This window comes from Streptomyces sp. NPDC014889 (assembly GCF_043081205.1).
Lineage (GTDB): Bacteria > Actinomycetota > Actinomycetes > Streptomycetales > Streptomycetaceae > Streptomyces.
Window position 1 is genome coordinate 72,633 of the sequence record NZ_JBIBWH010000003.1, and the last position, 17,661, is coordinate 90,293.

Consider the following 17,661-nt stretch of genomic DNA (forward strand, 5'->3'; position numbering starts at 1 on the left):
CGGTGATCAGAGTGCTGGTCGTCGAGGACCATGCCGTCGTGCGGTCAGGGCTGACGGCGTTGCTTTCGGGGGAGTTGGGCATCGGTGTCGTCGGCGAGGCCGCCGACGGCTCCTCGGCGCTCACGGAGGCCGAACGACTGCGGCCCGACGTGGTTCTCCTCGATATCGACCTGCCCGTCGTGGACGGCATCGCCGTCGCCTCCGCGCTCGCCGAGCGACTGCCCGAGTGTCGCACCCTGATGCTCACGGCGCTGGACCGGCCCGGGCATTTGGGGCGTGCCATGAGTGCCGGAGCCTCTGGCTACCTCCTCAAGTCCGCGACCCCCGCCGAGACCGCGGATGCGATTCGGCGGGTCGCTGCCGGGGGGAGGGTCATCGACCCACGGATGCGGGGCGGTCGGGCCGACGAGGTCAGTCCTCTGACCGAGCGGGAGGCCGAGGTGTTGCGGCTGGCGTCCTCGGGAGCCCACGCCCGTGAGATCGCCGCCGAACTCTTCCTGAGCCTGGGCACGGTGCGCAACCGGCTCTCGTCCGCAGTCGGCAAACTCCACGCGCGCACCCTCGTCGACGCCGTCCGCATCGCCGAACACCACGGCTGGCTGTAGGCCGTGGGACCGAAGAAATGGGAAACCCATCATGATCAGCTATTGGGGCGCGGTCATACGCCGTGGCGCCGTGGGCCTTGCCGCACTCGTCGTTCTCTGCGGGGGTGCCATGGCCGGTGTCATGATCTGGGACGATGCGACCGCCTGGGTGGCCGCGCTGCTTCAGGGGACGCTCTTCGGGCTTGCGGTGGCTGCCGTCCTGGCTGTCGCCGGCTCCGCGTCGAACGTATGGCAGGCCGCGCGTATGGCTTCGCGGCACGGCCTGACGCTCTCCCCCGAGGCCGTGCCTCTGCCGTGCACCGCGGAGATCCGTGTTCCCATACGTCCCGGCACCACCGCCTACGAGCTCACCGACCGTGTGCTGCACGCCCTCAAGCCGCTCCCGGCCCCCTACATCGAGAAGGTCACGGAATTCACCCACGGCGAGCTCACCGTCATCTGCAGGGGACGGCTGAGTCTCCCGGTGAGGTTCCATGTCTCCATCACGACGGACGGGGACACGGCGACCGTGACCATGGACGCCCGCCCCAAGGCCACCTGGAAAGTCCTTGATGAAGGCTCCAGTTGGTGCGTCCTCAAGACCTTCGAGCCGTACGTCGGCAAGGCCGTCCAGGACCAGGCGGACGGCGCGAGCGCAGGTACGTGAAGATCTCACTTCCGGCATCCCCCGCCGCATGATCGGATCAAGGTCGACCGATGCGCGCCCGCCGCCGCTCGGGCACGGCGCGGCAGGCGTGCGCAGTAGTTGGGGAGTGCACGGTTTCAATGGCGGGGCGGCTGAGCAAGGCGGGGCGCGCGCGGGCCGAGATGATCGGGGTTTGCGCCCTGGCCGTTCTGGTTCACGGATCGGCCGTGGTGGGCTTGGTGATCGGTGGGCTGTGGACGCTCGTATGGTTCCTGCCGGCCATGCTGGGTTCCCTGGTGGCGATCTGGTTCGTCCGTGAAGGCATCCGGGGGGACCAGCAGTGACATCACATCTCTGTCTGTGCGTGCGGGTCCCGGGCGAGTTCGAACCACACCGTCTTGCCGATGCCGCCCTGGCGGGGTTCCGCGCCCCAGTCGTTCGCCAGTGTCTCCACCAGCGCCAGGCCCCGGCCCGACTCGTCCTCCGGTGACGCCTCGCGGGCCGTCGGCAGCGTGCCGTTCGCACTCCAGCTCCCGCTGGACGCGGGCAAGGCGCCAGTCGCCCTGGAATCGGACGAGTACGGCAACTCGCGCCCCGGCCTGGAGCCCACACGCTACAACTGGCTCGGCGCCAAGCAGCGCTCTTCGGAGACTCTGACCGGCGTGGTCCTGATGGGCGTACGCCTCTACAACCCCCAGACCGGCCGTTTCCTCTCCGCCGACGCGGTCTACGGCGGCAATGCCAACGCGTACGACTACGCCCACGCCGGCCCGCTGAACCGCTTTGATCTGGACGGCAAGTGGAGCTGGCGTAAAACGTTGCGAAGGGCGTCGACCATCACAGACTTCGTCGCTGTCGGGGCCTGTTTGGTGGCGACGGCTGGTCTGTGCGGCGTAGCGGCCGGAGCCGCCCTGGCGGCGAGCACGGCATGGAACGGCCGTGGGTACCCGGTTCCGGGGAATCCGGGGAGCTTACAAATACCGTCCCGTCCGCAGGCTTCCGAGCCATCGTGCGCATGGTCGGTATCGGGCCTCGCGTCCCAAGGTGATCACCAGCCCTCGGGTCGGCGTGGCGTCGCCATCCGGCTCGCTCTTCTTTCCGTACCGGAGTCCAGGCCTACTACGGATACAGAGCCTATGACAACGGCTGGTAAGTCCCACTGAGCTGAGCCGCTGTTCCTGCTCGAGCCGGGGGGTGATTCCCCTTCACCACCCCGGTGAGCCCCCAGAAGGAGTACACCGGTGGAAACGGAAGACTGGGGCCTGACTTTTCTGGCGTTGGCAGCATTTGCTGCGGCGTTTGCGCGCGCGGGTCAACCGTGGCGCTACAAATGGATCTTGCCGACCGGATTGCTGGCCGCCGTGGCGGTTGGGCTGCTCTCCGGAAATTCCGACTGGAATTGGTACGGAATTCCTTTCCTGCTCATCGCCGTCGGAGGAGTGCTGGACGGCCTGTGGATATCCGGGATCTGGCGTCCTGGGGGCAAGAGTTTCCGATCGAACGGAAAGCGGCGCCGTCAGGGCTGATCGGACCGGTAGTGACGTCACAACTCTGCCTGTGCTTGCGGGTCCCGGGCGAGTTCGAACCACACCGTCTTGCCGATGCCGCCCTGGCGAGGTTCCGCGCCCCAGTCGTGCGCCAGTGTCTCCACCAGCGCCAGGCCCCGGCCCGACTCGTCCTCCGGTGACGCCTCGCGGGCCGTCGGCAGCGTGCCGTTCGCGTCCGTGACCGAGACGCGCAGGCGGCCCTCCTCGGTCAGTACGCAGCGCGCCCGGATCTCCCTTCCGGGCGCCTTCGCATGGCGGTAGGCGTTCGTCATCAGCTCGCTGAGCAGGAGCACCGCCGTCTCCGTCACCTCGTCGGGCAGCTTCCACGACGTCGCCTGTTCGCGCAGGAGCAGCCTGGCCCGGCCCACGCTCCGCGCGTCGCGGGGGAAGCGGAACTCGATGTCCTGGGGGAGCGCGGTGGGTGAGCGGTGCGGTGTCGGCATACGGGCTGGTTCCTTGCGTGTGATTCTCCGTCGTTCGGCGGGAAAATGCTGCTGGCCTGTGCCTAGCCTCGGAAGTATCGGGTCGGGTACGCAGCGTGGCTGTACACGGTGCGGCGGCGGGAGGCGGGTGAGGGCGCGTGGTTACGGGGGACTCCCAGCAGGCGCAGCAGAACTGGCGTTACTGCGGTGCGCAGATCAAGCTCTGGCGGGAGGAGGCCCAGGTCACCCGGCAGGCCCTGGCCGAAGAGGCCGGTTACGACTACGAGTACGTCAAGTCGATGGAATGCGGACGCCGTCGGCCGACGCTGAGGTTTTTGCAAGTCGCTGATCAACTGTGCCGGGCGGGTGGGAAGTTGGTCGCCGCGCATGAGTTCCTGAAGCCTGAGCCGTTCCCGCAGCGTACACAGCAGTACGTGGCGTTGGAGGCCGAGGCCATCACAGTGCAGTGGTACGAGCCCCTGTTGATCCCCGGTCTGTTGCAGGTCGAGGAGTATGCACGCCAGTTGATCGGCAGTGACTGCCCGCCGCTGGACGAGGAGACTGTGGAGGAGCGCGTAACTGCCCGGCTCAAACGGCAGGAAAAGCTGGTCAGCAAGCCGCTTGCGCAGTTCACCTTCGTCATGCATGAGGCTGCTTTGAAGGCGGTGATCGGTGACAGGGCCGTCATGCGAAGGCAGCTTGAGCACCTGCTGGAAGTCGGCGGACTGCGCAACCTGACGCTCCAGGTGCTGCCGTTCGCGCTGGCTCCCACTGTGGCGCTCAGCGGAGCCCTCATTCTTGTCGAGACTGCCGAGCATGATGTGTACGCACATGTGGAAGGCCAGGAGACAGGGGCGTTGTACGCGGACGGAACCAAGATCAGCGCGCTCGCACAACGCTATGGCATGATCCGCTCGCAGGCGCTTAGCGTTGACGAGTCGGCCCGGTACATCGAGAAGTTGGCGGAGGAGCTATGAGCGAGCAGCTGTCTTGGTTCAAGTCCAGCTACAGCGATTCCTCAGGCGGCGCCTGCCTCGAAGTCGCCGCCTCCCCCCGCACCGTCCACGTCCGGGACTCCAAACTCGACGCCGACAGCCCCCGCCTCGCCGTGGACGCCGACGCCTGGTCAGAGTTCGTCGCGTACGCCGCTCACTGAGATCAGCAGCGCGACCGCCGCCGCCGTCACCGGGACCGCGTAACCCGCCGTCGCCGAGACGTGTTCGACCGTCCAGCCGCCGGTCGCGCTGCCGCAGGCGATGCCCCCGAGCAGGCCGGTCACCGCGAGCGTCATGCCCTCGTTGAGGCGGCCCTCGGGGGAGCGCTGCTGGACCAGGGTCATGTTGGTGACCATGGTGGGCGCCGTCGCCGTACCGGCGACGAGCAGTGCCGCGGACAGCGCGAGCAGGGAGCCGGTCAGGGCGGCGGCCAGCAGCGGCAGGGTCATGAGGGCCGTCATCGCCGCCACGCACCACGGCAGCCGCCGTCCGGCCGGGCCCGCCGGTCTCAAGGAGCCGTACATCAGCCCGGCCACACAGGAACCGGCCGCCTGGAGGCCCAGCGCCACACCCGCCACCGACCGATGGCCCCGCTCGTCCGCGAACGCCACGGTGACGACCTCCATCGCGCCGAACACCGCGCCCATGGCGAGGCACACGGCGAGCTGGGCCGGCATTCCGGGGGCGCGCAGGGGAGCCCGCGCGGGCGTGCGGGGACTCGGCGGCGGCTCGGTCGAGCGCTGCGCGGCGAACAGGAGGATGCCGGTCAGCAGCAGTACGGCGCCGACCAGCGTGCCGGCCTCCGGGAAGAACGTGCCGGTGAGGAAGGCCGCGAGGACCGGGCCGAGCATGAAGCACAGCTCGTCCGCGGCCTGTTCGAAGGAGTTGGCGGTGTGCAGGGCCTCGGGGGCGGACTTCAGCAGATGCGCCCAGCGGGCGCGGGACATGCCGCCGGTGTTGGGGGTGGTCGCGGTGGCGGCGTACGCGGCGAACAGGGTCCAGTCGGGGGTGTCGTAGCGGACGCAGAGCAGGAGGGCGAGGCTGCCCAGGACCGCGCAGACGGTGGCGGGCACGGCGATCCGGGCCTGTCCGTAGCGGTCCACCAGCCGGGCGACCCAGGGGGCGGTCACCGCGGTCGCCGCGAGGCCGGTCGCGGTGACGGCGCCGGCCAGCGCGTACGAGCCGCGCGCACCGGCGATCATGACGACCGCGCTCACGCCGAACATGCCCGACGGCAGCCGGGCTATCAGGTTCCCGGCGGTGAAGGCACGGGTGCCGGAGAGGGCGAACAGGCGGCGGTAGGGGGCGAGGAGGGAAGTACGGCCTTCCACGGCGGCGGCCGGGGCGGGAGGTTTCGGCATGCCGTCACCGTCGCCCCCGCACCGACCTGCGGTCCAACACCTGATCGGATGCGATTGACGCACCAGCGTTGTAAGTTCGGCCGATGCCTGCCCAACCCGGACCGCCGTCCCTGCCGGCCGAGGAGATCGCCCCCCGCCTGCTGCGCGCCTTCGTCGCCGTCTCCGAGGAACTGCACTTCACCCGCGCCGCCGCGCGGCTGTACGTCGCCCAGCAGGCCCTCAGCCGGGACATCCGGCGGCTGGAACGGGAGTTGGGCGCCCAGTTGTTCGTACGGACGACGCGGCAGGTGACGTTGACCGCGGAGGGCACCCGGCTGCTGCCGTACGCCCGCCGGGTGCTGGAGGCGCAGCGCGCGCTGCTCGACGCCTTCGGCCGGGGCGAGCCGGAGCGACCGCTGCTCGTCGACGTCAACAGCCCGGGTCTGTTCGGAGAGCGGGTCCTCGACCGGGCCCGGTCCCGGGTCCCGCACCTGGAACTGATGACCCGCTTCGAGAGCGGCCTGACCGGGGCCGCCGCCGAGATACTGGCCGGCCGGCTCGACGCGTCGTTCGGACGGTTCGCCGGGCTCGACCCCGCGGTCCGGCGGGGACTGCTGCACCAGCCCGTGAGGTACGAGCCCATGGCCGTCATCCTGCCCGAGGGGCATCGGCTCGCGGACCTGGAGCAGGTGCCGCTCGACGCCCTGGCCGGGGAAACCGTGTACGCGGGGGCGGGCAATCCGCGCACGCCGGAGTGGACCGATCTCGCGCGTGAGCTGTTCGAGGGGCGCGGCATCGGCATCGCACCACCCGCTCCGCTCGCGATCGGTGTGGCCGAGTTCCGTCGGATCATGGCCAAGTACCGGAATCCGATTCTCGCCGTGGTCGACTTTCCGGCGATGCCCCGGACGGTTCTTCGGCCTCTTGTCGAACCCGTTCCGTTGTCCCCGGTATCACTGGTGTGGCGCAAAGGCCTGATTCATCCCGGATTGGATGCGCTCAGGTGTTCTGCCGCCGAACTGGCGCACGAGGAAGGATGGTTGCGCAGGCCGGTGGAGGGATGGATTCCGGCCATGGACGCGGTGGTGATGGGTGCACACATCTGAGACCCATCTCCATGGCATGGCCACATGCGATACATTCGGGACCCGGGTGCACCGTGGTAAAGGGGGCGCTCGGGCCGGGTGGGGGTCCTGGCCCGACGACAGTACGTAGGCCCGGATTCGTACGCCTACCTGGAAGTCATGCCCCTGGGGGGGAAGCACGTGCGCGTCGACAAATGGCCAGATCACGCCCAACCGAGCGGCTCCGGATATTCATCCGGGGGCGGCCTGGGGAGGGGTGGGGCCGCGGACCCGAGCGAGTCGTTCATATCCGGCGACGCCCTCGGCCCGGAACCGGAATCAGGCCACCCCTCGGGAGTGGCGCCTGAACCCGGTGACCAGGGCATGTGGCCGGATACCGCCGGGCGGGCGGCGGCCTGGCCGGCGACCGGTCCTGGAGGTGCGGGCGGCGTCGGCGGCGGGCAGAGACACCCGCAGGGCGCCGGCGAGCACCGCGTCCCGGACGCGGGCTCCTGGTTCGACAAGGGCCACCCCGCCGAGCCGGCCCACGGGGCTGAGACGCGGCTGCTGCCTGGATCGGGGCATATGGCGGACTCCTGGATGACGGCCGACCCGTCGGCCGCCGAGACGCGGTTCCTGCCCGGTTCGGCCGCCGCCGAGACGCAGATGCTCCCCGGACCCGCGGCCGCGGCGGAGACCCAGATGCTGCCCGGAACGCCGAACGCCACAGCACCCGGCGGGGGCCGGGCAGGGGCCGGTCCCCTGCGCGTCCAGGTCGAGGACCCGTGGGAGACCCACGACCCGCACGAGGTCACCGTGCAGCTCGACGCCGTGAGCCTGCGGCCGGGTGGCACCCTCGGATCGGCCGGCCCCGCCGGCAAGGAGGCCGACCGGCCCGTCTTCGTCGACGAGTCGGGCCGCCGCAGCCGCCGCTTCCGCCGGCTCGGCATGGCGATCGGCCTCGCCTGCGCGGTCTACGCGGTCGTCATCGTCGTCACCCTGCTGTCCGGCAACGCCTCCGCCCCCTGGGTGCCGGTCCCCGTCCCGGGCGCCGACGACCAGCCGGCGAGCAAGGTCGAGGAGTCCCCGAAGCCGTCGGAGTCCGCCAGCCCGTCCGCGGACGCCGGCACGGAGCCCGAGGCCGGCACCGACCCCTCCGCCCCCGTCGTCCCGAGCGCCGGTGTGAACGCGCCCGCGGGATCCACCGCCGCACCGGGCGCCCCGGTCGTGCCCGCCGGCACGCCCGCCGCGCCGAGCAAGCCCGCGCCTTCCGTGTCGAATACGAAGAAGGCCACGGACGGTCCGTCCACGCCCGCCGAACCCGGCGGCAACGACTCGCCGCCGGACACGAAGACGCCGCCGGACACGAAGACGCCGCCCGACACGAAGCCGACCGGCTCCGGCAGTCCGGACCCCGGCGGCAACGGCACCGCCACCACCAACAACAGCGCCGGGGGAGCCGCCACGGCGCACCCCGTCGCCTCCACCGTCCCGGCCGCCACCGACCGGCCCGGCGCCACATCCGTCCACTCTCCGGAGAACGTCCTCTGATGGCCTCCCGTTCCAACCGTCGCCGCTCCACCAGAGGCGACGGGCGATCCCGGCGTGCCCCGGCCCACGTCAATCTGAGACGCCGCCGGCTGCCCATGCGCTGGGTGCTCCCCGTCATGCTGCTGGTCGCGATGACCGCGATGCTGATGCTGCGCGGCTACGTGCACAGCGAGATCCTCGCCGACTACCGCATCCGGCCCGAGGCCGCGTACGACAAGGTGCCCGAGAAGATCCTCGAGGGCGGCCCGGTCATCGACACCCGCGGCGGCAAGACCGCCAGCCTGAGCGTGCCCAGGCACCGGCTCGTCCTCACCTTCGACGACGGTCCGGACCCCACGTGGACCCCCAAGGTGCTCGACGTGCTCAAGCAGCACAACGCGCACGCGGTGTTCTTCATCACCGGCACCATGGCCTCGCAGTACCCGGACCTGGTCCAGCGCATCGTGCGCGAGGGACACGAGATCGGGCTGCACACCTTCAACCACCCCGACCTGTCCTACAAGTCGCCCAGCGGCATCGACTGGCAGCTCTCCCAGAACCAGATGGCCCTGGAGGGCGCCGCCGGCATCCGCACGTCGCTGTTCCGGCCGCCGTACTCGTCCTTCGCCGAGGCGATGGACAACGCCTCCTGGCCGGTCACCCAGTATGTCGGCTCCCGCGGCTACCTCACGGTCCTCAACAACACCGACAGTGAGGACTGGCAGAAGCCGGGCGTCGACGAGATCATCCGCAGGGCCACCCCGAAGCACGGCGACGGCGCCATCGTCCTGATGCACGACTCCGGTGGCGACCGGCACCAGACCGTCGAGGCGCTCGACAGGTTCCTGCCCGAACTCCAGGCCAAGGGCTACAAGTTCCAGAACCTCACCGAGGCCCTCGGCGCGCCCAGCGCGCACACCCCGGTCACCGGCGCCGAGCTGTGGAAGGGCCGGGCCTGGATCTTCCTGGTCCAGGCCTCGGACGAACTCACCGGAGTGCTGGTCGTCGGCCTCGCCGTCATCGGCACCCTCGTCCTCGTCCGCTTCGGCCTGATGCTCCTGCTCTCCGGGGCGCACGCCCGCCGGGTGCGCAAGAAGAACTTCTGCTGGGGCCCCGAGGCGCCGATCACCCGGCCGGTGTCGGTTCTCGTTCCGGCGTACAACGAGGCCAAGTGCATCGAGAACACGGTGCGTTCACTCGTCGCGAGCGACCACCCCATCGAGGTGCTCGTCATCGACGACGGCTCCAGCGACGGCACCGCGCGCATCGTCGAGAACCTGAACCTGCCGGGCGTGCGGGTCGTCCGGCAGCTCAACGCGGGCAAGCCGGCCGCGCTCAACCGGGGCCTGGCCAACGCCCGTTACGACATCATCGTGATGATGGACGGCGACACCGTGTTCGAGCCGTCCACGATCCGCGAGCTGGTGCAGCCCTTCGCCGACCCGAAGGTCGGCGCGGTCGCCGGCAACGCCAAGGTCGGCAACAAGGACTCGCTCATCGGGGCCTGGCAGCACATCGAGTACGTGATGGGCTTCAACCTCGACCGCCGGATGTACGACATCCTCGGCTGCATGCCGACGATCCCCGGAGCCGTCGGCGCCTTCCGGCGCACCGCGCTCGAACGGGTCGGCGGCATGAGCGAGGACACGCTCGCCGAGGACACCGACGTCACCATGGCGCTGCACCGCGACGGCTGGCGGGTGGTGTACGCGGAGAACGCCCGCGCCTGGACCGAGGCCCCGGAGTCCGTGCAGCAGCTCTGGTCCCAGCGCTACCGCTGGTCGTACGGCACCATGCAGGCGATCTGGAAGCACCGCCGGGCCGTCGTGGAGCGGGGCCCCTCGGGCCGCTTCGGCCGCGTCGGACTGCCGTTCGTCTCCCTGTTCATGGTGGTGGCCCCGCTGCTGGCCCCGTTGATCGACGTCTTCCTGCTGTACGGGCTGGTGTTCGGCCCGACGGAGAAGACCGTCGGCGCCTGGCTCGGCGTACTGGCGGTGCAGGCGATCTGCGCGGCGTACGCCTTCCGGCTGGACCGCGAGCGGATGAGCCACCTCGTCTCGCTGCCGCTCCAGCAGATCCTCTATCGGCAACTGATGTACGTGGTCCTGCTCCGGTCCTGGATGACGGCGCTCACCGGCGGCCGGCTGCGCTGGCAGAAGCTGCGGCGCACCGGCGTGGTGGAGGCGCCGGGTTCGATCCCGCAACAGCGCACGGCGGACAGCGGCAGTGAACGGAGGCCCGTCGGATGACGGCACACGAGTACGGGCGGGCGGACGGCACACCGCCGCCGGGCATGCAGGGGACGTCTCCGGGCCCGGAGCCCGTGTACGGCTCCCCGGCACCCGCCGGCTCGGGGCCGGCCCCGGGGAACTGGCCGTACGGGGACACGACGGGGACGACGGCCGGCGCCGCGGTCGGACACCCGTACGGCCACTCGGCCGGGACCCCGGCCGAGTGGCCGTACGACCGTGCGGGCGCGGGGCGGATCCCCGCCCAGAAGACGGCGGACGCGGTGAGCGGGACGGTCCCGGCGGACACGACCGACTTTGCCGACACGACCGGCCCGACCGGCCCGACCGGTGGGGCCGACGCGGCCGGCGCGGAGAAGAAGCCGGCGGTCCCCGGCCGTGACCGCTACCTGGACCTGCTGCGCTCCATCGCCCTGGTGCGTGTGGTGGCGTACCACCTCTTCGGCTGGGCCTGGCTGTCGGTCCTCTTCCCGTCCATGGGCGTGATGTTCGCGCTGGCGGGCTCGCTGATGGCGCGTTCGCTCAACCGTCCCGCCGTGTCCGTGATCAAGAGCAGGGTGCGCAGGCTGCTGCCCCCGCTGTGGGTGTTCAGCGCGCTGATGCTCGGCCTGCTGTTCCTGCAGGGCTGGAGTCCGGCGAAGGACCCGGACCTCGGGGGCCGCTTCTGGGGCCCGCTCAGCGTGTTCAACTACCTCGTGCCGGTCGGCGCCCCGCCCTACCCCCTGAGCATCGGCTCCGAGTCCGGGTGGCTGGAGAACAGCTGGGCGGACCAGGCGGCGGGTCCGCTGTGGTACCTGCGGGCCTATCTGTGGTTCGTGGTCGCGTCCCCGCTGCTGCTGTGGGCGTTCCGCCGGGTACCGTGGGCGACCCTGCTGTTCCCGCTGGCGCTCACCGCGGTGGTCGGCACCGGACTGGTCACCATCCCCGGCGAGTTGGGCAACGCGGTCGAGGACTTCGCCGTGTACGGCGGCTGCTGGGTGCTCGGCTTCGCCCACCACAACGGCATGCTGAAGCAGATCCCGCGCTATGCGGCGGTGTCCGGCGCGGCCGCGACGATGGCGTTCGGCCTGTGGTGGGCGTCCGGACACCTCGGCCCGGACGGCTGGGACCTGAACGACATCCCGCTCGCGCAGGCGACGTGGTCGTTCGGCATCGTGGTGATCCTCTTGCAGTACTCCCCGTCGTGGCAGACGCTGCCGGGCCGGCTGGCCAAGTGGGACAAGCTCATCACCCTCTCCAACAACCGGGCGGTGACGATCTACCTCTGGCACAACCTGCTCATCATGGCGACGGTGCCGATCCTCGACCGGGCCTACGACCTGCCCTTCATGCAGAGCGACAGGGCCTCCTCGTGGCTGGACTCGACGGAACTCTTCTGGCAGTTCGTGCTCGTCTGGCCGCTGATAGGGCTGGCGATACTCTCCGTCGGCTGGGTCGAGGACCTGGCGGCGAAGCGCAAGCCACGGCTGTGGCCGAACGGGGCGAAGAAGAAGCGGGCGGCCAGGGCTCACTGAGCCGGGCCCGCCGGGCCGGATCCGCTGGGCCGGGCCCGCCGGGCCGGATCCGCTGGGCCGGGTGCCCCGCGTCCTCTGGGCGCGGGGCACCGTCCTTTTGCCCGGCGGGGAGTCGCCGGAGTGCCGCAGGGCTCTGGCCAACGCGCGTAGACGGGCGCATCATGGGGATGCTTTGTGCGCACAACCCTCGCACTGAAATTGTCATGCACGCGTCAAGTTCGACGTGTCATGCACGCCCGTGCACGCGCGTCATTCAGCGACAAAGGGAGACGGCACGATGGCTTGCGGATCGACCAGCCTATGGGCCGGTGAAACGAGCTGGTTCTGTTGCGGATCCTCCTGGGGTCCGTGCGGCAGTGCGGGCGGCGGCGCCTGCGGGAACTGCCGGTCCAGCGCGAATCACGGCGCCTGGCCCAACGCGTCACAGGCATGCTGGAACATCACCCGGCCCGACCTGTGCGGCGAGAACATCCCCAGACGGGGCTGCGGTGCGGTGATGAACATCAGGCACCAGTGCTCCGGCGCCACCGTCTGCATCACGATCACCGACTGCGGACCGCGCACCAAGGACTGGTGCGGCGAGGCCGCCTGCTGCAACGGCGCCTGCCGCACCAACCGCGTCCTCGACCTGACCCCGGCCGCCTTCTCGGCGATCGGCAACCTCAGCTCCGGCAAGCTGCCGGTCTACATCTACGAGTGAGGGGGAGTTCGTCATGACCTACCGTCACAAGGGCGACGGCGGCGGCCTGGGCCGCCGGCGCTTCCTCACCACGGCCGCGCTCAGCGGCGCCACCATCGTCGGCGCGTCCGCCCTCGGCGGCTTCGACGCCGACGCGGCCTTCGCCGCCGAGCCGTCGCTCGACCCGGCGATCCCCAAGTCGGCCTTCGTGGAGGGCCGGATCACCGGCATCACCGGCAGTGTCCTGGAGGTCGCGGGATCCTACGGCGACCACTCGCGGGTACAGATGACCAACGTCACCAGCGTCTGGAAGGTCCGCCCGACCACCGCCGCCGACATCGAGATCGGAGACGGGCTGTACGCGCGGGGCGTTCCGATGCCGGACGGCACCGTCGCGGCCGACGCGGTGTGGGTGAACATCGTGAACCTCGACACCACGATCCGCGGCATCGCGAAGAGCCGGGTGCACCTCTCCCACGGGCAGCACGAGATCGTCGGCCACGTCCACCAGGACACGACGAACGCCTCGTACGCGGGCCGTGCGCTCACCTCGGACCTGTCCCGGCTGCGGATCGGGCAGAGCGCCCAGGTGCTCGGGGCCTGGCGGCCGTCCGACAACTCGGTGGACGTCGTCCGTATCTCCGTCGGGCACTGACGGCCGGATCGGAGGAGGAGAAGGGGAGGGAAGGATGCTCTCACTGACAACGGGCCTCGTACCGCTGGTCCTTGCGGGACTGCTGGGGTGGACCGGCTCGGTCAAGCTTTTCGACCGGGACACCGTGCGCCAGGCGCCGAAGACGGCGCTGGCCCGGATGCTGCGCAGCAGCGAGCGGGCGGCGCTGGTGCTGCGCGGCACCGGCGCCGTGGAACTCCTGCTCGCGGCAGGGCTGTTGGCCGTACCGGCCAACCCGGTGCCGGGCGCGGCCACGGCGGTCCTCGGGGCCGGGTTCCTCGGCTATCTCGGCTACGGCCGGGCGCTGGCGCCGGAGTCCTCCTGCGGCTGTACGGCGAACGAGGACACCCCGATCACCTGGCGCGCGTTCGTGCGCGCCGCGCTGGTGCTCGTGGGCGGTGCGACGGCGGCGGTGGCGCACGTCTCCTGGTGGTCCACGCTCACCGAACGGCCCGGTGGCTCACTGGTGTTCGTGACCGTGGCGGCGGCCGTCCTGGTGGCACTGTCGGTCGATCTCGACCGGTGGTGGCTGCTGCCGCTGCGCCGGCTGAGGCTGCGTGTCTTCGGGCATCCGCTCTTCGGCAGCGAGCCGGGGGACCGGGTGCCGGTCGCCGCCAGCGTGGAACTGCTGGAGAACTCCCTCGCCTGGCAGACCGCCTTCCCGGTGGTCCGGTCGGGTCTTCTGGACCACTGGGAGGAGGACGGCTGGCGGATCCTCCTGTACTCGGGTGTGTACGGCACGGGGGAGAACGCCCGCCCGGTGTCAGTGGTCTTCGCCCTGGACGCCACGGCAAGCCGGGACACCCCCGGCGACCCGGCGGTCCGCGTCAGCTTCATCGACGCGAACACAGCCGAGCCGCTGGCCGCGGACCTGCTGCACGCGGTCCCACCCCGCAGGGCCCTGCCAACCCTCGGCTGACGGACCACCCCCCACGGCTCGCCGCCCCCGCCCCCCACGCGGGGGCGGTGAGCCGTCCGCCTCGCGCTGGTGTGAGTGCGGGTGGTCTCGGTAGCGTGTCGGCTGTTTGTCCTGCCCACCTGCCTCACCGGGAGTCTGCTGTGATCCGCCGCTCAACTCGCCTGCTCACCACAGCCGTCGCCGGCACGGCGGCCGCGCTGCTCCTCGCCGGTTGCGGCGGGGGAGACGGCGACTCGAAGGCCAACGACAAGATCGCAGGCGCGGACACGGAGACGGAGCCGTCGGCGTCCCCGACTCCGTCGGCGACAGCAGGGCGACCGGAGATCGCGTTGCCGCCGGATCTCACCTACACCTTCGAGTGGCCCAAGACGGGCGACAAGGCCAAGGACGCCGTCCTCTACGACAGCCAGCAGTTCATCAAGGCCGTGGACATGGCGATCGCCGAACAGAAGCCGCTCGACAAGGGGTATCGCTTCTACTCAGAAGGCGAGGCGGCGGCGGGAAGCCAGAAGTTCATCCAGGAGTTCGTGGACTACAAGGACCGGATCACCGGCGCCAAGCGGTACTACGCCGCCAAGGTCCAGGTCAACGACGGTGGAACGGCCAGCCTCGTCTACTGCGAGGACCAGAACAAGGCGTACAACAAGAGCCTGAAAACCGGAAAGACGGAGGTGACCCCGCAGTCGAAGGACGACTACGTCCTCTACAGCAGCCGACTGCGGGTCAACAAGCAAGGCATCTGGGTCACTGAGAAGCTGATGTCGCAGCGGGGGAGCTCCGTATGTCAGCCCTGAGCAATCTGCGACGCGCAGGCGTTGTCTCCGCCGCAGCCGCACTGTTGCTTTGCCCGGCACCGGCATGGGCGGGCTACGGCCATGGCGGCAGCGCCAATGGCGAGAGCGACCCCACCGCTTCGGGTGGTGCCGACGGCGACACGATTTCCGCGACGGTCGGTGGCATCGTGTTCGATCGTTCCAAGAACGGCACCGGCCGCTCCGCCGGACCGGTCGCGCCGGTTTCGGCGTGGACTCCGCCTGCCTGCTGGTATGCCCCGAAGTACACGCCGGAGCAACTGCAGAAGTACCTGGAGCCGATCTGGGAGGCCGAGTCCACCGGGTACGAGTGGGACGCCAAGCAGCGCGACCGGTACGTCGACGGCCACCCGTACAAGGACTTCAACAAGGACAAGGCCGGCAAGGGCTACTGGTGGGACTCGTACGTCAACAAGGACTTCCCGCCGGGCTGGGACAAGTGCGAAGAGCCGATCTTCTGGGTCGACCAGGACGCCGCTCCACCCGCGAACATCGAGAACGCCGTGACCCCACGGATCCTCGCCGAACTCGCCTACAACGAGATCCGTGTCCCCGGTACCGAGGTGACGCTCGCGCCGGCCGGGGTGACCAAGGTGAATCTGCCGACCTGGGCCTGGCTGGACGGGGCGCGGTTCCGGCCGGTCTCCGTGACGGCTTCCGTGCCGGTGCTGGGGATTCACGCGACGACCACCGCCGAGCCGGTCTCGTTGAAGATCGATCCCGGTACGGCGGACGCCGAGGTCTACCCCGCGTCGGGAGTCTGCGCGATCGTCGACGGCCGTATCGGTGAGGCGTACGCCAAGGGGAAGGCCGACCGGACGCCGCCCTGCGGGGTGAAGTACCTGCGGTCGTCCGGCGACGGTTCGTACCGGTTGAGGGCCACCATCACCTGGAAGATCCACTGGACGGGTACCGGCGACGTGGGCGGTGACCTGCCCGAGGGAACCTTCGGCGACACGCAGGACGTCATGGTGCAGGAGATCCAGGCCGTGAACCGCTGAGCAGGAGTCGGACAACAGAAAAAAAGGGGGGCGCCGCGGTGAACAGGTGGCGGGTTCGGAAGGTGCTCGAGCAGGTGCGGCAGGGGCAGCGCGTGGAACTGCGCCTCAGCAAGTCGTCCGTGGCGAAGGCCGCCGGACTCGCCTGCCTCGCCGAGCAGTTCGGGTACGAGTACGTGCATGCCGAACGCGTGCGCGACAACAAGATGCTGCTGGTTCTCGCGCCCGACCCCAGCCCGCAGGCCCAGGCGCGGGCCGCGCAGAACTGGGCGCGGTATCCGAACGCCGCGGACGGTGTGTCGCTGCCGCCGCTCGTGCCGGCCGCGTTCGAGGTGATGACGGCGCGCATCAACGTCGACATGTCGGGCGACAGCGACCAGATAGCCATGGCGCTCGTCGGCGTGATCGCGACCTTCGGGTGCGCCTACGTCGCGGTGCAGGCCCCGGGGGACGGGCTCTTCCTCCTCGTCATCGGGGTGCTGTGGGTCTTCTTCCTGGTCGCCTCCGCCGGCGGGTTCCTGTCCCTGCGACGGCGCCACGCCAGGGCCGTGGCCCTGCTCCAGGCCGCCGGGTTCGTGCCGGTGACGGAGGAGCGCGGGAGGGTGCGGTACCGGCCGGGGCCGGCATGGCAGGCCGGACCGTATGGGCAGGGGGTGTACGGACAAGGGGTTTACGGGCAGGGTCCCTACGACCAAGGCCCTTACAGCCAGGGCCCGTACGGCCAGGGACCCTACGGCAATGGGTCATACCCCCCGCAGTAGGCAGCCGCCCCCGCGCCGCCCGGGGTCTACCGGTCCCGCCCGTGGACGGGCACTGTGGGAGAGAACGGATTTCCGGCCTCCGACGATGCCCCGGCGAGGCCTGCCGGGGTGAGCCTAGGCGGTGACAGGCACATGGCACTGGCTGCGGCCACGGTCCCGTACGAGCTGAGGTTCGACTCCGGGCGGGTCTGCCTGGATCTCCTCTCCACCACCCACCCCGCGGAACGGCTCGACTCCCTCCCGCCCCTGCGCGCGTGGATCAGCGGAGCGGGGCTGGTGCCGGCCGGCTGCCCGCTCGCGCACGCCGACCCGCCCTGGCTCACCGGGTTCCGGGAACTGCGGCGGGACATAAGGGAGTTGGTGCGCGGTTACCTCGGTCAGGAGACGCGGGCGTACGACCTCGCGCTCGCCCGCGTCAACGACATCGCCCGTACGGCGCCGCCCGCACCCCGCGCCGTACGCGGCGAGGACGGCGCCCTCGTACGCGAGTTGGCGGGCCCACCCGGCTGCGCCACCCTGCTCGCGGCCGTCGCCCGGGACGCCGTGGAACTGCTCACCGATCCGGTTGCCCGGGCGTGCCTGCGCCAGTGCGAGGGCGACAACTGCCCGATCGTGTACCTGGACACGTCCCGGGGTCGCCGGAGGCGCTGGTGTTCCAGCGAGGTCTGCGGGAACCGCGAACGGGTGGCCCGTCACCGCCGACGCGCCGCTCTCTCAAGGACGTAGAGGAAGCTCCATCAGTAAGTCCCGTGTCCTGTTTGCCGGTTGTGCGTGTTCCGTGTTCAAGTGATTTGCGTAACACTCTGTTTGACTCCCGCCTGACGCGGGCAGCGCGCCCAACCCCCGCGTCTGTGTCGGAAATGTGAAGGCAGGGCGGGGGGAATGTGCGTCCATGTCCTCCCTCGTCATGTCACCCCACAGAAATCCG

21 protein-coding genes are annotated in these 17,661 nt (G+C 70.3%); 18 read left to right on the top strand and 3 right to left on the bottom strand.

Going from position 1 to position 17,661, the window contains the following annotated elements:
- The first annotated feature begins 2 nt into the window (after positions 1-2).
- The 3 genes from ACF09J_RS06390 to ACF09J_RS06400 all read left to right on the top strand — a co-directional run bounded on the left by ACF09J_RS06390 (position 3) and on the right by ACF09J_RS06400 (position 1,574).
- Positions 3-605, top strand: coding sequence for a response regulator (locus tag ACF09J_RS06390; RefSeq protein ID WP_392304228.1), 603 nt, complete (start codon positions 3-5; stop codon positions 603-605).
- 31 nt (positions 606-636) lie between these two features.
- On the top strand, positions 637-1,251 hold the full coding sequence (locus ACF09J_RS06395; RefSeq protein ID WP_392304229.1) for a hypothetical protein: 615 nt from the start codon (positions 637-639) through the stop codon (positions 1,249-1,251).
- Positions 1,252-1,370: 119 nt separating this feature from the next.
- Positions 1,371-1,574: a hypothetical protein gene (locus tag ACF09J_RS06400; protein ID WP_392304230.1), complete on the top strand. Its 204-nt coding sequence runs from the start codon at positions 1,371-1,373 to the stop codon at positions 1,572-1,574.
- A 2-nt stretch (positions 1,575-1,576) separates the two neighbouring features.
- Here the strand turns inward: ACF09J_RS06400 and ACF09J_RS06405 are convergent, their stop codons facing one another.
- Positions 1,577-1,780 (bottom strand): ATP-binding protein, encoded by a 204-nt coding sequence (locus ACF09J_RS06405; RefSeq protein ID WP_392304684.1) that lies wholly within the window; start codon positions 1,778-1,780, stop codon positions 1,577-1,579.
- On the opposite strand from ACF09J_RS06405, the gene ACF09J_RS06410 reads away from it, so the two are divergent.
- Together ACF09J_RS06410 and ACF09J_RS06415 are read left to right on the top strand one after the other, a co-directional pair.
- The gene (locus tag ACF09J_RS06410) at positions 1,743-2,393 is read left to right on the top strand and encodes an RHS repeat-associated core domain-containing protein (RefSeq protein WP_392304231.1); all 651 of its coding nucleotides are present in this window, start codon (positions 1,743-1,745) and stop codon (positions 2,391-2,393) included. The genes ACF09J_RS06405 and ACF09J_RS06410 overlap by 38 nt on opposite strands.
- 78 nt (positions 2,394-2,471) lie before the next feature.
- On the top strand, positions 2,472-2,756 hold the full coding sequence (locus tag ACF09J_RS06415; RefSeq protein ID WP_392304232.1) for a hypothetical protein: 285 nt from the start codon (positions 2,472-2,474) through the stop codon (positions 2,754-2,756).
- 17 nt (positions 2,757-2,773) lie between these two features.
- Here the strand turns inward: ACF09J_RS06415 and ACF09J_RS06420 are convergent, their stop codons facing one another.
- Positions 2,774-3,220, bottom strand: coding sequence for an ATP-binding protein (locus ACF09J_RS06420; protein WP_392304233.1), 447 nt, complete (start codon positions 3,218-3,220; stop codon positions 2,774-2,776).
- Positions 3,221-3,357: 137 nt separating this feature from the next.
- Here ACF09J_RS06420 and ACF09J_RS06425 point away from each other — a divergent pair, with 137 nt between their 5' ends.
- Together ACF09J_RS06425 and ACF09J_RS06430 are read left to right on the top strand one after the other, a co-directional pair.
- Positions 3,358-4,176 carry a helix-turn-helix domain-containing protein gene (locus ACF09J_RS06425; RefSeq protein WP_392304234.1) on the top strand — a complete coding sequence of 273 codons (819 nt, stop codon included), beginning with the start codon at positions 3,358-3,360 and terminating at the stop codon, positions 4,174-4,176.
- Positions 4,173-4,355 carry a DUF397 domain-containing protein gene (locus tag ACF09J_RS06430; protein ID WP_392304235.1) on the top strand — a complete coding sequence of 61 codons (183 nt, stop codon included), beginning with the start codon at positions 4,173-4,175 and terminating at the stop codon, positions 4,353-4,355. The genes ACF09J_RS06425 and ACF09J_RS06430 overlap by 4 nt, the downstream gene beginning before the upstream one ends.
- Here the strand turns inward: ACF09J_RS06430 and ACF09J_RS06435 are convergent.
- Positions 4,326-5,555, bottom strand: a complete 1,230-nt coding sequence (locus ACF09J_RS06435) for an MFS transporter (RefSeq protein WP_392304236.1) — start codon at positions 5,553-5,555, stop codon at positions 4,326-4,328. The two genes, ACF09J_RS06430 and ACF09J_RS06435, sit on opposite strands and share 30 nt — an antisense overlap.
- A gap of 83 nt (positions 5,556-5,638) precedes the next feature.
- Here ACF09J_RS06435 and ACF09J_RS06440 point away from each other — a divergent pair, with 83 nt between their 5' ends.
- From ACF09J_RS06440 to ACF09J_RS06490, 11 genes are all read left to right on the top strand, one after another.
- Complete coding sequence (locus ACF09J_RS06440) at positions 5,639-6,640, top strand: LysR family transcriptional regulator (RefSeq protein WP_392304237.1); 1,002 nt, start codon at positions 5,639-5,641, stop codon at positions 6,638-6,640.
- Between the two features lie 315 nt (positions 6,641-6,955).
- The gene (locus tag ACF09J_RS06445; RefSeq protein ID WP_392304238.1) at positions 6,956-8,149 is read left to right on the top strand and encodes a hypothetical protein; all 1,194 of its coding nucleotides are present in this window, start codon (positions 6,956-6,958) and stop codon (positions 8,147-8,149) included.
- On the top strand, positions 8,149-10,377 hold the full coding sequence (locus ACF09J_RS06450) for a glycosyltransferase (protein ID WP_392304239.1): 2,229 nt from the start codon (positions 8,149-8,151) through the stop codon (positions 10,375-10,377). Before ACF09J_RS06445 ends, ACF09J_RS06450 begins: the two co-directional genes overlap by 1 nt.
- Complete coding sequence (locus ACF09J_RS06455; protein ID WP_392304240.1) at positions 10,374-11,891, top strand: acyltransferase; 1,518 nt, start codon at positions 10,374-10,376, stop codon at positions 11,889-11,891. The genes ACF09J_RS06450 and ACF09J_RS06455 overlap by 4 nt, the downstream gene beginning before the upstream one ends.
- A 496-nt stretch (positions 11,892-12,387) precedes the next feature.
- Complete coding sequence (locus tag ACF09J_RS06460; RefSeq protein ID WP_392304241.1) at positions 12,388-12,591, top strand: RlpA-like double-psi beta-barrel domain-containing protein; 204 nt, start codon at positions 12,388-12,390, stop codon at positions 12,589-12,591.
- Positions 12,592-12,604: 13 nt separating this feature from the next.
- On the top strand, positions 12,605-13,225 hold the full coding sequence (locus tag ACF09J_RS06465) for a cell wall protein (protein ID WP_392304242.1): 621 nt from the start codon (positions 12,605-12,607) through the stop codon (positions 13,223-13,225).
- Between the two features lie 34 nt (positions 13,226-13,259).
- Positions 13,260-14,162, top strand: coding sequence for a MauE/DoxX family redox-associated membrane protein (locus tag ACF09J_RS06470; protein WP_392304243.1), 903 nt, complete (start codon positions 13,260-13,262; stop codon positions 14,160-14,162).
- A 140-nt stretch (positions 14,163-14,302) separates the two neighbouring features.
- Entirely contained in the window at positions 14,303-14,956 is a 654-nt protein-coding gene (locus ACF09J_RS06475) for a hypothetical protein (RefSeq protein ID WP_392304244.1), read from the top strand.
- The gene (locus ACF09J_RS06480; protein WP_392304245.1) at positions 14,944-15,975 is read left to right on the top strand and encodes a hypothetical protein; all 1,032 of its coding nucleotides are present in this window, start codon (positions 14,944-14,946) and stop codon (positions 15,973-15,975) included. Before ACF09J_RS06475 ends, ACF09J_RS06480 begins: the two co-directional genes overlap by 13 nt.
- A gap of 62 nt (positions 15,976-16,037) precedes the next feature.
- The gene (locus ACF09J_RS06485; RefSeq protein ID WP_392304246.1) at positions 16,038-16,733 is read left to right on the top strand and encodes a hypothetical protein; all 696 of its coding nucleotides are present in this window, start codon (positions 16,038-16,040) and stop codon (positions 16,731-16,733) included.
- Positions 16,734-16,865: 132 nt separating this feature from the next.
- A complete protein-coding gene (locus ACF09J_RS06490; RefSeq protein WP_392304247.1) occupies positions 16,866-17,459 on the top strand; it encodes a CGNR zinc finger domain-containing protein in 594 nt (197 codons plus the stop codon).
- The last annotated feature ends 202 nt before the right edge of the window (positions 17,460-17,661 follow it).